General features: G+C 71.6%; 11 protein-coding genes and 2 pseudogenes. 10 read left to right on the forward strand and 3 right to left on the reverse strand.

Features of this window, described 5'->3' with window-relative positions:
- Positions 1-26 precede the first annotated feature (26 nt).
- Positions 27-791 carry a hypothetical protein gene (locus AB0G35_RS18500; RefSeq protein WP_360949939.1) on the reverse strand — a complete coding sequence of 255 codons (765 nt, stop codon included), beginning with the start codon at positions 789-791 and terminating at the stop codon, positions 27-29.
- A 223-nt stretch (positions 792-1,014) separates the two neighbouring features.
- Between AB0G35_RS18500 and AB0G35_RS18505 the strand changes: the two are divergent.
- From AB0G35_RS18505 to AB0G35_RS18535, 7 genes and pseudogenes are all read left to right on the forward strand, one after another.
- Positions 1,015-1,851, forward strand: a pseudogene (locus tag AB0G35_RS18505) (helix-turn-helix transcriptional regulator).
- Between the two features lie 204 nt (positions 1,852-2,055).
- On the forward strand, positions 2,056-2,259 hold the full coding sequence (locus AB0G35_RS18510) for a hypothetical protein (protein ID WP_360949942.1): 204 nt from the start codon (positions 2,056-2,058) through the stop codon (positions 2,257-2,259).
- Between the two features lie 177 nt (positions 2,260-2,436).
- The gene (locus tag AB0G35_RS18515; protein ID WP_360949991.1) at positions 2,437-3,402 is read left to right on the forward strand and encodes a TIGR03619 family F420-dependent LLM class oxidoreductase; all 966 of its coding nucleotides are present in this window, start codon (positions 2,437-2,439) and stop codon (positions 3,400-3,402) included.
- Positions 3,403-3,587: 185 nt separating this feature from the next.
- The gene (locus tag AB0G35_RS18520) at positions 3,588-4,373 is read left to right on the forward strand and encodes a glucose 1-dehydrogenase (protein WP_360949945.1); all 786 of its coding nucleotides are present in this window, start codon (positions 3,588-3,590) and stop codon (positions 4,371-4,373) included.
- A 177-nt stretch (positions 4,374-4,550) separates the two neighbouring features.
- A complete protein-coding gene (locus AB0G35_RS18525; RefSeq protein WP_360949948.1) occupies positions 4,551-5,675 on the forward strand; it encodes an LLM class flavin-dependent oxidoreductase in 1,125 nt (374 codons plus the stop codon).
- A gap of 90 nt (positions 5,676-5,765) precedes the next feature.
- Positions 5,766-7,505, forward strand: coding sequence for a D-aminoacylase (locus AB0G35_RS18530; RefSeq protein WP_360949951.1), 1,740 nt, complete (start codon positions 5,766-5,768; stop codon positions 7,503-7,505).
- Positions 7,506-7,689: 184 nt separating this feature from the next.
- A complete protein-coding gene (locus AB0G35_RS18535; RefSeq protein WP_360949954.1) occupies positions 7,690-9,168 on the forward strand; it encodes an aldehyde dehydrogenase family protein in 1,479 nt (492 codons plus the stop codon).
- A 293-nt stretch (positions 9,169-9,461) separates the two neighbouring features.
- Here the strand turns inward: AB0G35_RS18535 and AB0G35_RS18540 are convergent, their stop codons facing one another.
- Positions 9,462-11,030, reverse strand: coding sequence for a CehA/McbA family metallohydrolase (locus AB0G35_RS18540; protein WP_360949957.1), 1,569 nt, complete (start codon positions 11,028-11,030; stop codon positions 9,462-9,464).
- 144 nt (positions 11,031-11,174) lie between these two features.
- Between AB0G35_RS18540 and AB0G35_RS18545 the strand changes: the two genes are divergently transcribed.
- From AB0G35_RS18545 to AB0G35_RS18555, 3 genes are all read left to right on the forward strand, one after another.
- On the forward strand, positions 11,175-11,999 hold the full coding sequence (locus AB0G35_RS18545; RefSeq protein WP_360949994.1) for a TIGR03619 family F420-dependent LLM class oxidoreductase: 825 nt from the start codon (positions 11,175-11,177) through the stop codon (positions 11,997-11,999).
- A 360-nt stretch (positions 12,000-12,359) separates the two neighbouring features.
- Positions 12,360-13,346 (forward strand): MarR family transcriptional regulator, encoded by a 987-nt coding sequence (locus AB0G35_RS18550; RefSeq protein ID WP_360949960.1) that lies wholly within the window; start codon positions 12,360-12,362, stop codon positions 13,344-13,346.
- 280 nt (positions 13,347-13,626) lie between these two features.
- Positions 13,627-14,250: an HAD family acid phosphatase gene (locus AB0G35_RS18555; RefSeq protein ID WP_360949963.1), complete on the forward strand. Its 624-nt coding sequence runs from the start codon at positions 13,627-13,629 to the stop codon at positions 14,248-14,250.
- Between the two features lie 720 nt (positions 14,251-14,970).
- On the opposite strand, the pseudogene AB0G35_RS18560 reads toward AB0G35_RS18555, so the two are convergent.
- Positions 14,971-15,067: pseudogene (locus AB0G35_RS18560) on the reverse strand (IS982 family transposase); the annotation flags it as partial.

A 15,067-nucleotide genomic window follows, 5' to 3' on the forward strand; every position in this document is an offset into this window, starting at 1 on the left:
GTACGACACCAGGCACCGGCCCGGGATCAGTACGTCTGCCAAGGCCAGTGCGGATCGTCCCAGCGGTCCTCGCCGGTGAGGCCGAGCAGCCGCACGTGCTGCAACAGCTCCTCGGGAGCGCCCTGCGACCGCAGCCGGGCCGGTGCGTGCCGGACCAGCCAGCCGGCGAGTTCGGCGCACAGCTCGTCCTCGCCCTCCCAGGCGTGCCAGGGCAGCTCGTCCCTGAGCAGGTCGTACTCCCACTCCTCCACCGCCTCGGCCAGCCGCCGGTCGGCCACCGGGCCACTCTGCGCCGCCCATGCCGCGAGCCACGGGGTGAGCGTGCCGGACGCCTCGGCACAGCAGGCGAGGACCTCGTGCGCGGGTACGGCGGCGCGGGGGTCGGTCAGCGTGTGTGCCCACCAGGCGCGCAGGAACTCCCGTACCGCCGCGGCCTGCCCGTCCGGCCACGCCTGCCACCGGCCGCGGGCGAACGCCTTGCCGACCTCTTCCATGCCGAAGAGCGGCTCGGCCCGCCCGGCGACGATCTCCGCGGCGAACTGCGGCAGGATCCGCCGCAGCACCTCCCCGGGAAACGCCCAGTCGACCGCCTTCCAGGTACGCCGCAGCAGATCCGGCTCCAGCACCACATCCGCCACCTTCAGCTGCGCCAGCTCCTCCGCGCTGCCCCAGTGGCACTCACAGTTGCTCTCGTCGGGGTGGGCCGTCATCCCACGAAAGGCGCCGGTCAGGCGCTCCAGCGCGACCTCCAGCCGGAGGGGCGGGCAGGAATCGGTTCCGTTGATGAACACCGTCAACCGGCTTTCATGACTCCGCACACCGGCTCCCACCGGGCGAAGAGAGCGACCTTACCGGAGGGGTCCACCCCCGCCACCCACCCCCGCAGACCGTCGCGCTGAGGGCCGGGCCGGTGAGCGGTTCGGGCAGCGCGGCAGGTTTTTCCACAGGGATCACCACGCACGGCGACCCGCCCGTACTCTGAGAGTCACGAGATGGACAGAGAGGGGCAAGGCCGTGACGTCAGATGCCACTCCGGACCCGTACGCCGAGCCGCTGGTCTTCGGGCAGCGTATGCAGATCCTGCGGACCCGGAGGGGGATGAGCCGCACTGTCCTGGCCGGCCTGCTGGGGAAGTAGCCGAGTTGGGTCAAGCAGGTCGAGGGCGGACGGCTGCACAGAGTGGTGGAGCGCGGAATGATCGCAGCCCAGGAATCGGAGGACCCGCACGTCATCGGGATGGCCGCCTGGCTGGCGACACAGGCGCACCGCGACAGCGGGCATGCGCATTTCGAGGCCGCGGATGCAGTGAATCTGGAAGCCCTCCGCCATCTCGAACGCTTCCTGCCCGAGGCGAGCGACGACGTTCTCGCCATCGCCGGAGCGCTGCAGTTCGAAGCGGGGTACACCGCGGCGCGCCGGGGCGAAACCGGAACCGCCTGGCGGTACTGGGACACGGCCCGCGCTGTGGCGGAGCGGCTCCCCGCCGACTACTACCACCCCATGACCTCGTTCTCCCGAGCCGTCATAGGAGCCCACGCGGTCACGGTCGCGGTCGAGCTGCATGCGGGAGCGGAGAGCGTACGTCAGGCATCTGCGGCGGACGCGACGACGATTCCGTCCCGGCCGCGCCGGGCGCGGCACCGCATCGAGGAAGCCCGCGGCAATCAGCTCGACGGCCAGCGGGGGGCCGCCCTCGCCGCTCTCGGCAATGCGCACGAGGCGGCACCGGAGACCGTCCGCTACAACGGCTACGCGCGACGCATCGTGCTGGAAGAGACGGAGTCGAAGAGCCCGGCGCAGCGACGTCGTGCCAGCGAACTGGCCGTGAAGACGGGGGTATTGGCCGCGTGAACAGAGGGGTGCAAACTGTGCCCCTTCACCCTCCTTCGGGGTCCTACGGTCGTTCCTCGTACGACCGATGAGGACCCCCGCGGCCGCATGCAGGGCGGCCCGGGGCATGGCCAACCTGACGAAAGTTGTTGCCATACGACACCCGAGGGGAAGACGTGCCTTCTCGTCAGTGACGGCGGACCCCGGGGCGCCTTCTCGTTCCTGGTGGACCGCTTTGAAGCCGTGCAACTGGAGATGGCACGGGGGCTGATCGAGCACGCCGCCGACCTGCTCGCGGACAGCGAGGCGACGGACAAGGAGCTGCGGTTCCTGTGCTGCCAGTTGCGGGCCACATTGGTCGATGTCCACCGTGTCGCCGTCAGCCGGGGAGAACGGTTGGCCGGTGACAACGAGACGGTAGGCGAGTGATCAACCCCCTTCGGGGTCCTGCCGCGCTCGTTCGGCGCGTTCTGCGTGCCCGGGCGAGCGCGGCTGCCGGCCTACTGTCCCCCTCCCTTGCCTGATGAAGCGCCAGGCACGACGATGTCCGCGCGAGTCCGAACTGACGGAGTGTCAGCTATGGGAGACATTCGGGCGGAGGCGGCGATGGGTGAGGGCGGCGTGTGGCGGCCTGGGGATGGCGGGCGGCTGGCGTATGGGATGCAGTTGCCGGTGCAGGCGCAGAGCAGGGTGTTTGCGGAGGAGTGGGAGGCCGGGGCGGGGCCGGCGGACCTGGTGGAGATCGCGCGGGTCGCGGACCGGTGCGGGTTCGCGTATGTCGCCTGTTGCGAGCATCTGGCGATTCCGCGGCGGCTGGCGGAGGCGATGGGTACCGTCTGGTACGACCCGGTGGCCACGCTCGCGCATCTGGCCGCGGTGACGGAGCGGGTGCGGCTGCTGAGCCATGTGGCGGTGGTCGCCTTCCGGCATCCGCTGCTCACGGCGAAGCAGTACGCGACGCTGGACCGGTTGTCGGGCGGGCGGCTGATTCTCGGGGTGGGCGCCGGGCATGTGGCCGAGGAGTTTCAAGCGCTGGGGGTGGACTTCGCGCGGCGGGGCGCGGTGCTCGACGAGACGATCGATGCGCTGAAGGCGGCGCTCGGGCCGGAGGAGTTCCCCGAGTTCGCGGGCGAGCGGTTCGCGTTCGAGGGGCTGGGGCAGGCGCCGCGGCCCGTACAGACGCCCCGGCCGCCGATCTGGGTGGGCGGCTCCTCGCCCGCCGCCGTACGCCGGGCCGCGGAGCGCGGGGACGGCTGGCTGCCACAGGGGGACCGGCGGGAGCGGTTGCCCCGGCAGATCGCGCGGCTCCGGGCGGCGCGGGAGGCGGCGGGGGTCACCGAACCGGTGGTGATCGGGGCGATCGCCGAGCCGGTGTACGTGGGGGAGCCGGGCTGGGACGTCGGGCGGCACACCGTCCGGGGCAAGCCGGAGGCGGTCGCCGAGTCGTTGCGGGCGTACGGGGAGATGGGCGTGCGGCAGCTCCAGGTGCGGTTCCGCAGTCGGAGTCGGGCCGAACTCGTCGATCAGATGGTGGCGTTCGGGGCGGAGGTCGCCCCGCACCTCTGCGTGTGACAGGCGCCTTCGGCAGGGACAGGGCTCCGCGCCTTCGGCAGCGGCATGGCTTCCGCGCTTTCGGCAGTGACGTGACTCCGCACCTTCGGTAGTGACGTGACTCCGCACCTTCGGCAAGGGCATGGCATCCGCACCTTCGGCAGTGACACATGGCTCCGCACTTTCATCCAGTAGGGAGTACCGGCATGGGCAAGCTCGACGGGCGGGTCGTTCTCATCACCGGGGCGGCGCGTGGGCAGGGTGAGCAGGAGGCGCGGCTGTTCGCGGCGGAGGGGGCGCGGGTCGTGCTGGCCGACGTCCTCGACGAGCAGGGCGAGGCCGTCGCGAAGGAGATCGGCGAGGCCGCGCGCTACGTCCATCTGGACGTGAGCCAGGAGGAGCAGTGGGTGGCGGCGGTGGCGGCCGCCCGGCAGGCGTACGGGAAGGTCGACGGGCTGGTCAACAACGCCGGGATCCTGCGGTTCAACGAGCTGACCGCCACCCCGCTGGCCGAGTTCCAGCAGATCGTGCAGGTCAACCAGGTCGGGGCGTTCCTCGGGATCAAGACGGCCGCGCCGGAGATAGCGGCGGCCGGCGGCGGCACGATCGTGAACACGGCGTCGTACACGGGCGTGACGGGGATGGCGTACGTCGGGGCGTACACCGCGACCAAGCACGCGATCGTGGGGCTGACCCGGGTCGCGGCGCTGGAGCTCGCGCCGAAGGGGATCCGGGTGAACGCCGTCTGCCCGGGCGCGATCGACACCGCCATGAGCAACCCCGCCCAGCTCGACCCCACGGCCGACGCTGACGAGGCCGCGGCGGCGCTGGACGAGCTGTACCGCAAGCTGGTGCCGCTGGGGCGGGTGGGGCGCCCGGAGGAGGTCGCGCGGCTCGCGCTGTTCCTGACGTCCGAGGAGGACTCGGCGTACATCACGGGCCAGCCGTTCGTGGTGGACGGGGGCTGGCTGGCCGGGGTGAGCGTCCTCTGAGGCAGCTCATCTGATGCAGCATCAGGTAATGCCGTCCGGTGCTCTTGACGGTGCTGGGCGGTGGTGGAACAGTCGGCGCAATCGAGAGCTGACGGTTCGTCAGATAGTCGTCGGGCGGGCGCCCGGGCACGCGCGTCGGGGCACGCCGGGCGGCGGATACAGGGACGGTGATCCACTGTGGAATTCGGCCTCTTCGTACAGGGATACGTGGGCAAGCGGGCCAGGACCGACCCGCTCGCGGAGCACAAGGCGCTGATGGAGGAGACCGAGTACGTCATCCAGGCGGACGCCTCCGGGTTCAAGTACGCCTGGGCGTCGGAGCACCACTTCCTGGAGGAGTACTCCCACCTCTCCGCCAACGACGTCTTCCTCGGATACCTCGCCCACGCGACCGAGCGGATCCACCTCGGGGCCGGGATCTTCAACCCGTTGGCGCAGGTCAACCACCCCGTGAAGGTCGCCGAGAAGGTCGCGATGCTTGACCACCTCTCCGAGGGGCGCTTCGAGTTCGGCAGCGGGCGGGGCGCCGGTTCGCACGAGATCCTCGGCTTCCTGCCGGGGATCACGGACATGAACCACACCAAGGAGATCTGGGAAGAGACCATCGCCGAGTTCCCCAAAATGTGGCTCCAGGAGGAGTACCCCGGATTCCAGGGCAAGCACTGGCAGCTGCCCCCACGGAAGGTCTTCCCCAAGCCGTACGGGGCCTCGCACCCCGCGATGTGGTACGCGGCCGGGTCGCCGCCCTCGTACGCGATGGCGGCCCGGAAGGGGCTGGGCGTGCTCGGCTTCAGCGTCCAGAAGGTCGCCGACATGGAGTGGGTGCTGGAGCAGTACAAGACCGCGATCCGGGACGCCGAGCCGGTGGGCGACTTCGTCAACGACAACGTGATGGTGACGTCCACCGCGATCTGCGCCGAGACGCACGAGAAGGCGGTGCAGATCGCCGTCCACGGCGGGCTCAACTACCTGCAGTCGCTGGTGTTCCGCTACCACGACACCTTCCCGCGGCCGGACGGCATCCCGGAGTGGCCCGAGCTGCTGCCGGACTACACCGCCGAGATCATCGAGCTGCTGATCGCCGAGGAGCTGATGATCTGCGGCGACCCCGACGAGGTGCTCCGGCAGTGCAAGCGCTGGGAGCAGGCCGGTGCCGACCAGCTGAGCTTCGGTCTGCCGATCGGCATTTCGTACGAGGACACCATGAACACGATCAAGCTGATCGGGGAGCACGTCATCCCGAAGATCGACACCGACCCGGTGCACCGGACGACCCGATTCCGCCAGGCGGCCGGCAACTGAGCCGGCCACGAACCGGAACTGACGCCGGCGCGCTGCCAGGCCACTGACGGGACCGGCAGCGCGCCGGCAATGAGGGGAGGCACTGCCGCCATGCTCGACCACCTGATCAAGGGCGCGACCGTCGTCGACGGTACGGGCGCGCCCGCGTACCGCGCCGACGTCGGCATCCGGGGCGGCCGGATCGCCGTCGTCACCGGACCGGGCGGGGTGCGCGAGGACTCGCGCTCGGCGGAGGACGCGACCGGGCTGGTCCTCGCCCCCGGCTTCGTCGATCCGCACACCCACTACGACGCCCAGCTGTTCTGGGACCCGTACGCGACGCCCTCGCTCAACCACGGTGTGACGACCGTCGCGGGCGGCAACTGCGGTTTCACGCTCGCGCCCCTGAACCCCGCCCGCCCCGAGGACGCCGACTACACCCGGCGGATGATGTCCAAAGTGGAGGGCATGTCCCTGGTGGCACTGGAGGAGGGCGCGCCGTGGACCTGGCACTCCTTCGGGGAGTACCTGGACGCCCTGGAGGGCCGGATCGCCGTCAACGCCGGCTTCATGGTGGGACATTGCGCGCTGCGCCGGTATGTGATGGGGCCGGACGCGGTGGGCGGGCAGCCCACCGGCCGGCAGCTGGCCGAGATGCTCGCCCTCTTCCACGAGGCCATGGACGCGGGCGCCTGGGGACTCTCCACCACCCAGTCCTCCACCCACTCCGACGGTGACGGCCGGCCGGTCGCCTCCCGGCACGCCGGGCCGGACGAACTGCTCGCCCTCTCACGGGCGGTCGCCGAGCACGAGGGCACCCAGATCGAGGCGATCGTGGCCGGCTGCCTCGACCGGTTCAGCGATGCCGAGATCGACCTGCTGGTGGAGATGAGCGCGGCGGCCGGGCGCCCGCTGAACTGGAACGTCCTGACCATCGACGCCGCCGTACCGGACCGGGTGCCCCGGCAGCTGACCGCGAGCGAGCGGGCCCGCAAGGCGGGCGGCCGGATCGTCGCGCTGACCATGCCGATCCTCACGCCCATGAACATGTCGCTGGGCACCTTCTGCGCGCTGAACCTGATCCCCGGCTGGGGCGAGATCCTCGGGCTGCCGGTCGACGAGCGGATCGCCCGGCTCCGTGACCCCGCGGTCCGCGCGCAGATGCTGCGGCGCGCGGCCAGCGAGGAAGCCGGCGTCTTCCGGCGCCTCACCGACTTCGGCCGGTACGTCATCGGCGACACCTACTCCGCCGCGAACGAGGGCCTGACCGGCCGGGTCGTACGGGACATCGCCGCCGAACGCGGCCAGGAGCCCTTCGCCTGCCTCGTCGAGATCTGCGCCAACGACCGGCTGCGGACGGTCCTGTGGCCCATGCCCACCGACAACGACCCGGACTCCTGGACGCTGCGCGCCGAGACCTGGCAGCACGAGGACGTCCTGCTGGGCGGCTCGGACGCCGGAGCACACCTGGACCGGATGTGCGGGGCGCCGTACACCACCCGGTTCCTCGGCGACTGTCTGCGCGGCCGGAAGCTGGTGGGGCTGGAACAGGCGGTGAAGATGCTGACCGACGACCCGGCGCGGCTGTTCGGACTGCGTGAGCGCGGCCAGATCCAGGAGGGCTGGCACGCGGACCTGGTCCTCTTCGACCCGGAGCGGATCGACGCGGGGAAGGCCACGCTGGTCCACGACCTGCCGGGGGACAGTCCGCGGCTGGACTCGAAGGCGATCGGTGTGACGGCGGTGTGGGTCAACGGCGTCGAGGCGATCCGCGCGGACCGGGTGACGGGTGCGACGCCCGGCACGGTGCTGCGCTCGGGGCGGGACACCAGGACGGTGAGCACGCGGTGAGCGGGACCGTGGGGGCGGGGGAGCGGGCGGTGCGGGGGAGCGTCGGGGCGGGGGACCGGGTGGTGCCGGGGATCGTCGGGGCGGGGGAGTGGGTGGTGCCGGGGAGCGTGGGGGCGAGGAAGCGGGCGGTGCGGGGGAGCGTCGGGGCGGGGAAGCGGGGCGCCCGCCGATCGGTGAGGTCCCGGTGACCGCGGCCGACCAGCGGCTCTTCATCGGCGGCGAGTGGGTCGCGCCCGACGCCGGTCACTACGAGGTGATCGACCCGGCGACCGAGGAGACCGTGGGGCTTGCGCCCGAGGCGAGCCGTGCCGAGGTCCACGCGGCGGCCGCGGCGGCCCGGGAGGCCTTCGCCCCATGGTCCCGGACCAGTCCGGAGGAGCGCGCGGCCGTCCTCTCCCAGGCCGCCGACATCATCCACCGCAACGCGGGCCGGTACGCGGAACTGGCCCAGGCGGAGAGCGGCGCAACGACCGCGACCGCGCGCGGGATGCAGCTGGCGGTGGCGGTGGCCCGGTTCCGGCGGTACGCCAAGGGGGCGCTGGAGCCGGTCGAAACGCCGCTGCCCCCGCAGATCAACGAGGCGGGCCCGATGGGCCAAGGCGGCGTACTGGGCGCTCTCGCGGTCCGGCAGCCGGTCGGCGTGGTCACCTGCATCACCTCGTACAACAACCCGTGGGCCAACCCGGCCGGCAAGGTCGCCCCGGCCCTCGCCATGGGCAACACCGTCCTGGTGAAGCCGGCCCCGCAGGATCCGCTGTCGGTGTACCGGATGGCGGAGGCGCTGGACGAGGCGCTGAGGGAGGCGGGGGCGCCGCCCGGTGTCGTGAACGTGGTCAGCGGGACCGCGGTCGGCGTCGGTGAGGCCGCCGTCGACTCGCCCGACGTCGACATGGTCAGCTTCACCGGCTCCACGGCGGTGGGGCAGCGCATCGCCGAGGTGTGCGGCCGCGGGATGAAGCGGCAGCTGATGGAGCTGGGCGGCAAGGGCGCGGCGATCGTCCTCGACGACGCCGATCTGGACTCCGCCGTCGCCGGCATCGGGACGACGTACGCCTTCTACAGCGGGCAGATCTGCACGGCGCCGACCCGGGCGATCGTGCACCGCTCCGTGTACGACGCGTTCGTCGACAAGCTCACCGCGTACCTGGGCTACCTGAAGGTCGGTGATCCGCGGGCGCCGGGAACCGTCGTCGGACCCGTCATCTCCGGCGCGCACCGGGACCGTGTCGAGTCCTACGTGGAGCTGGGGCGCAAGGAGGGCGCCACGGTCGTCGCGGGCGGGGAGCGGCCCGCACACCTCGACAAGGGGTTCTACGTCGCGCCCACACTGCTCGCCGACTGCACCAAGGACATGCGCGTGGTCCGGGAGGAGATCTTCGGGCCGGTGGTCGCCGTGGTGCCGTTCGACGGCGACGACGACGAGGCCGTGGCGCTCGCCAACGACAGTGACTACGGCCTGATCGACTACGTCTGGTCGGCCGATGCGGCCCGCGCCTTCCGCGTGGCCCGTCGGCTGCGCGCGGGGGGCGTGGGGGTGAACACCGTCGGCCGCAACATGGAGGCACCGTTCGGCGGCTTCAAACGGAGCGGAGTGGGCCGCGACGTCGGGTCGTACGCCCTCCATGCCTACAGCGAGCTGCAGGCGATCGTTTGGGCGGGGTGAGGGGGAGGGTGAGGGGGAGGGTGAGGGGTGAGGGGGAGGGTGAGGGGTGAGGGGTGAGGGTGGGCGGTGGCATGGGTGGGGTGGGGCGGGCCCGTAGCGCCGGCCGTTCGTTCCCCTCCCCCGGGGCCCCCGCCCCACCCTCCCCCAGCCCACCCTCCCCCAGCCCACCCTCCCCCAGCCCAGCCCAGCCCAGCCCAGCCCAGCCCAGCCCAGCCCAGCCCCTCCGCCCCTCCGACCCGCCCCTCCGTCCCTCCGCCCTTCACCCTCCGGCCCGTCCCTCCGCCCCCCGTCCCTCAACCCCGGCGGTCCAGGAACACCGGGTTGGTCAGGGCCGCCATGGGGCCCGGGAGGCCGGGGGTGGTCGTCGGGTGCCGGACCTCGGCGCGTATGTAGGCGGCATGATCGGGCGTGGTCTGCCAGGTGACGGTGTCCGCGCCGGACGGCGGTAGGGCGGCCGTATGAAGGCGGCCCTGGTCGGTGACGAAGGAGACCGTGCAGCCCGGGGCCCCGGAGACCGTCAGCCGCGCGGTGACCCTGGACGCTCCGGACAGCGCCAACCGCCCGCCGATACCGGCGTGTTCGCCGCGCTCACCGGCGACGGAGAAGGACAGGTCGATCTTCGAGGACTCGGCGATCCACACCCGGCCCGCCCGTATGCCGTCCTGCAGGGCGCGACGGGAGAGGTCGTCGGCGAGCACCACCGTCTGCGGCAGGCCGACGACGTCCGGGTCGCGGTGGGCGTCGCTGTGGCCGACGGCCGGCAACCAGTCCCCGCGGCCGCGGATGTGCGCGACCAGGGTGTTGTCCCACTCGGCGAGGGTGACCTCGTCATCGGGCCCGTACGGCCCGTTCCAGACCTCCACCGCATCGGCTTCGTTGAGCCCGAACTTCCAGTTGCAGCCGATGCAGGTGGCGTGCGGATGCGCCGGGATGACCAGGCCGCCGGCCCGCCGTATCGCCCGCGCGTACTTGCCGAAGGCGTTGTCCCGGGCGCGGTAGCGCCAGTCGATGAAGACCCCGGGGTCGGTGCCCATCGCGACCACGTGGCCGTTGCGGGTGGTGACCTCCTCGCCGGTCAGGATCAGCAGGTCGTCCCCCCACAGCCCCTCCCAGGCGCGGTGCGCGGAGGTGGTGTTGTGCTCGGTGGTGGTGAGGAAGTCCAGCCCCGCGGCGCGGGCCAGCGCCGCGATCTCGGCGGGCGTGCGCCTGCCGTCGGAGTGGACCGAGTGCAGATGGTTGTCGCCGCGGTACCAGGCGCGGCCGCGGCCCCGGGCGCGCTCCGGCGGGTGGACGGGCCGGGGCGTCCGCCCCTGGGGGCCGTACCGCAGGGTGATCGTGACGTCGTAGGAGAGCCCCTGCGGTGCGACGGTGTACGGGCCGAGGGCGATGTGCCAGAGGCCTTCGTTGACGGGCCCGGGGAGGTAGCCGGGGGTGGCGTCGTCGGCGCGGAGGAAGAACTCCGAGCGTGCCCCGCCGGACCAGCCGCGGAAGCCCGCGCCGCCGAGGCCGGTGCCCCGTTCGTCGAAGATGCCGATGTCGCAGGCGTTGCCGACCGTGCCTTCGGGGACGGTGGGTTTGTCATAGCGGTAGGAGACGGCGATCTCCCGTACGCCGCCCGGTACTTCGACCGGGAGGTAGACGAAGTCCGGTGTGCCGGGCGGCAGATGGCCCGTCACCCGGCGGGTCTGCTCGCCCGTCCCGCCGCCCGCCCCGTCATCCGGTCCGCCTTCCTTCCCGCTTCCCGCTCCGCCGCCCGGTGCTCCGGCCGCCGGTGTCGCGTCGGCGAAGCTCACCCGGCCGAGCGTGAGCGCTCCCGTGGCGCCCGCGAGCGCCGAAATCCGCAGAACGTCGCGTCGTTCCATCCCGCTCCACCCCCTTCCGTCTGCCGTGTTGCGTTCCGTGAAAACTGTTGTACGCCGACGTGACGCGCGGCGAAAGGCCTGTGGATAACCGTCGGACGGTGCGGCAACATGCCGTCATCCACCCGCCTGACGGAGGTCCCCACCATGCGGATCGCGACCACGATCTTCCTGACCGACGAGACGATCCGGCCGGTCCGGCTGGCCCGCGAGCTGGAACAGCGCGGCTTCGCCGGCCTCTACCTCCCCGAACACACCCACATCCCGGCCAGCCGTGACACCCCCGCCCCCATGGGCGAGCCGCTGCCCCGCGAATACGGCCGCACCCTGAACCCGTTCGTCGCCCTCGCCCAGGCCGCCGCGGTCACCGAACGGCTCGCCCTGGGCACCGGCGTCACCCTCGTCGCCCAGCACGACCCGGTGGACCTCGCCAAGCAGATCGCGACCCTGGACTTCCTCTCCGGCAGCCGCTTCACCCTCGGCATCGGCTACGGCTGGAACGTCGAGGAAGCCGCCGACCACGGGGTCACGTGGTCCACCCGGCGCGCGCTGACCCGCGACCGGATGGCCCTGATGCGCGCCCTGTGGGCCGACGAACCCACCGCGTACGACGGCCCGTTCGGGTCCGTACGGGCCTCCCTGGCCCACCCCAAACCGGCCCACGGCGCCCCCCGCACCCTCCTCGGCGGCGCGGCCGGCCCCAAGCTCTTCGCGGAGATCGCCGCCTACGCGGACGGCTGGCTGCCGATCGGCGGGCGCGGGCTGACCGAGACCCTGCCGGTCCTGCGGCAGGCCTGGTCGGAGGCGGGACGCGCCGGCGACCCCGTGGTGGTGCCGTACGCGGTCCGGCCGACCCCGGGCAAGCTGGCCCACTACCGCGACCTGGGTCTCCAGGAGGTGGTGCTGCAACTGCCCCCGGCAGACGAGGGCGAGGTCCTGCGAACGCTGGACGACTTCGCGCAGTACCTGTGACCGGGCAGTACTTGTGACCGGGCAGTACTTGTGACTGAGCAGTTACTTGTGACCGGGCAGTTACTTGTGACCCGGGACGGGGAGGGCGGTCGGCTCCGGCCGGGTGATGAACCGCCCGCAAGCGCCTTTTGCGGTGCTCGGGGAAATATCGGCCACAGGTTGGTCCATATCTGAGTGAATGCCTCCCCGGATTCCTCTTCATTTATGAGCATTCAACTTGACGGGCGCCCTCCCCATGGCACGATGTCCGCCATTGACGTCCTGATCGCCAGTAATGACGTGCCGTCTACTTCGTCTCGGATTCTCCGCTTCATTGTGCCGCTCGCTGGTGGATCAGTACCGGTCGCTGGGGGAGTGCATATGGACGACAGAAACGTGGCGGAATATCTCCGGGATCTCGGGGTGGGGCCGCGTGAGGCCGAGGCGTTACAGGCGCTGCTGCGCTCCGGGCGGCGCAGCGCCGGGCAGCTCGGGGCGGAGCTGGGATGGGATCCCGAACGGGCCGCGGAGTCCGTCGACCGCCTGATCGAGCTGGGGCTGGTCGTCGCCGGTGGCCCCGATCACGCCACCCTCTCACCCGCGGAGCCGAGCCTCGCCCTGGACCGGCTGGTCCACCTCCGGTCGGCCGAGGTCCAGCGGGCCCGGCTGGCCGCGCTACACGCCTACCGGGACTACCGGCGCTGCACCGGCGCACAGACCATGGACGATTTGGTCGAAGTGGTGACCGGGCCGCAGCAGATCGTGGACTGCATTTGGCAGTTCGAAAAATCGGTGGAGACGGAAGTCGTCCGCTTCGATTCGCCGCCCTATCACACGGACGGCGGCGCGAATGACGTCGAGGTGCACAATCTCCGGCGCGGCGTTGAATATCGCGTGGTGTACTCGAACTCGGCGGTGCGGAACAGTGCCTACTATGCGGTGAACATCCAGCCGTGCATAGCCGCGGGCGAAAAGGCCCGGGTCCTCACGGCGGTTCCGGTCAAACTCACGGTCTTCGACCGGCGCGTGGCGATCGTGTCGATGTCGTCCGTCGAGGCGGAATCCAACGAATGCCTGCTGCTCGTACGGCCGTCGAGTCTGCTGACCGCGCTCCTCGGGCTCTTCGAGACCTCATGGCGCGCCGGCTACCCCATGCACCTCAGTGATCAGGTGCCCCGTGCGCTCGCCCCCGTACAGCGGCGCATCCTGGAGCTGTTCGGGACGGGGATCACCGACGACACCATCGCCCAGTTGCTGGGCATCAGCCGCCGCACCCTCTCCCGCCACATGGAACGCCTCTACCTCCTCGCCGGCGCCGCCAACCGCTTCCAACTCGCCCTGCACGCCGCCCGCAAACAGTGGATCTGAGCCCTTCCGGACCCCGCCGTGCAGCAGTGGACGACCGCCGCGCCCCCACTCGTGACGCGTGCCCGAGAGCGCCACTGGCGCAGTTGTGACACCACCCGGCGGCCGACTGGGATACCAATCTCCCCACGGCGGCAGAGGACGCCGGCAATGCACCGCAGGCAACAACTTCGGGGGCCTCTCACCGGTGCCCCGCCCCCCCACCGGGTCACCGGTGGCCGCCCGGCTCCCCCCCCGGAGCCGGGCGCCCCCGCACCCCGATCGTGCAAAGGAGCAGCGAACCATGAACCACGGCAAGAAGATCGCTCTCACCGTCGGCGCGGCGATATGCGCCCTGGCCTCACTCCCCGCGGCGGCGCAGGCCGTCTCCACGGCAGGATCGGCCGCCCCCACGGCGACGCAGGCCACCACCCGCGCGGACTCGCTGCCGTCCAAGAGCGAGTGGCTCGCCGACGTCGCACCCGTAGCGGCCGACCTCCGTAGCCACCTGGAGCAGCGACTGGCCGACGTCCACAGCGGCGAGCGGCCCGCGGTCGTCCTGGACATCGACAACACCTCCCTGGCCACCCACTACGACAAGGGAAAACCCATCCAGGCGATCCTCGACGCCACGAAGTACGCGCACGCGCACGGCGCGGCCGTGCTGTTCGCCTCGTACCGCAGCGCCGGCTCGAAGAACTCCACGACCAGGCAGCTCACCTCGGCCGGGTACACCGTCGACGGGCTCTGCCTCAAGCCGGAGGGCCACAGCCCCGGCAAGGCCGCGGTGAAGCTCGGCTGCCGCAAGAAGTACGAGGAGGCCGGGTACACGCTCATCGCCAACGTGGGCAACCGCAGCACCGATTTCGAGGGCGGACACTACGAAAAGGGGTTCAAGCTCCCCGACTACGACGGCGCGCTGAGCTGACCGCAGCGTCCCCTCACCGGGCCCGCCACCTCGTGTGGCGGGCCCTCGTCGTGCGCGGCCACGCACACCGACTCGCCCGACAGCACGGCCACTTGCGCATCCGTGCCACTTGCGCATCTGTGCCACTGGCGAAGCTGTGCCGCCGCGGAGGGCCGGCGGTCGGTACACCAATGGGGTCCGGTCTTCCGGTACCGACCTTTCCGGACTCAGTCCTTCCGGTACCGGCCTTTCCGGACTCGGTGCCTCCGGTACCGGCCTCATCCCTCAGCCGCCCTCCCCTCAGGAGCAGCCGTGCACACAGGCATACGAAGGTTCACCGCGGTCATCGCCCTCGCGACGGCATTCCCCCTGTTCGCCGGACAGGTCTCCCGGGCGCAGGAACCCCGGCCCGCAACCGGCGCCCGCACCCCTGGCCACACCCTCCCCGGGCGGTACATCGTCGTCCTCAAGGACCGGGCGCTGTCGCCCCGTTCGGTGACGGCCGCGAGCGCCCGCCTGGCGAAGGCGCACGGAGGCACCGTCCGGCAGACCTACCGGACCGTGCTCGTGCATCTCGCTTCGCGGGTCCGGATTCGTGGGTCCCGATTCGTGGGTCCCGATTCGTGGGTCCCGACTCGTGCGTCCCGACTCGTGCGTCCCGACTCGTGGGTCCCGATTCGTGGATCCCGTTCACCTTCGACCCTACGTCCGCGGGGGCCGCCCGCGGATCGGTCCGGGATGAAAGCCGTACTGGGCCCAGCCTGCCAGGTCCGAGCGCTTGGTCGTCTCCCGCGAGCAGCCGCAGCCGACCGGGGTGGAGTCGACCAGCCACACGTCG

It is taken from the genome of Streptomyces sp. NPDC021749 (genome assembly GCF_040640655.1).
Classification (GTDB): Bacteria; Actinomycetota; Actinomycetes; order Streptomycetales; family Streptomycetaceae; genus Streptomyces.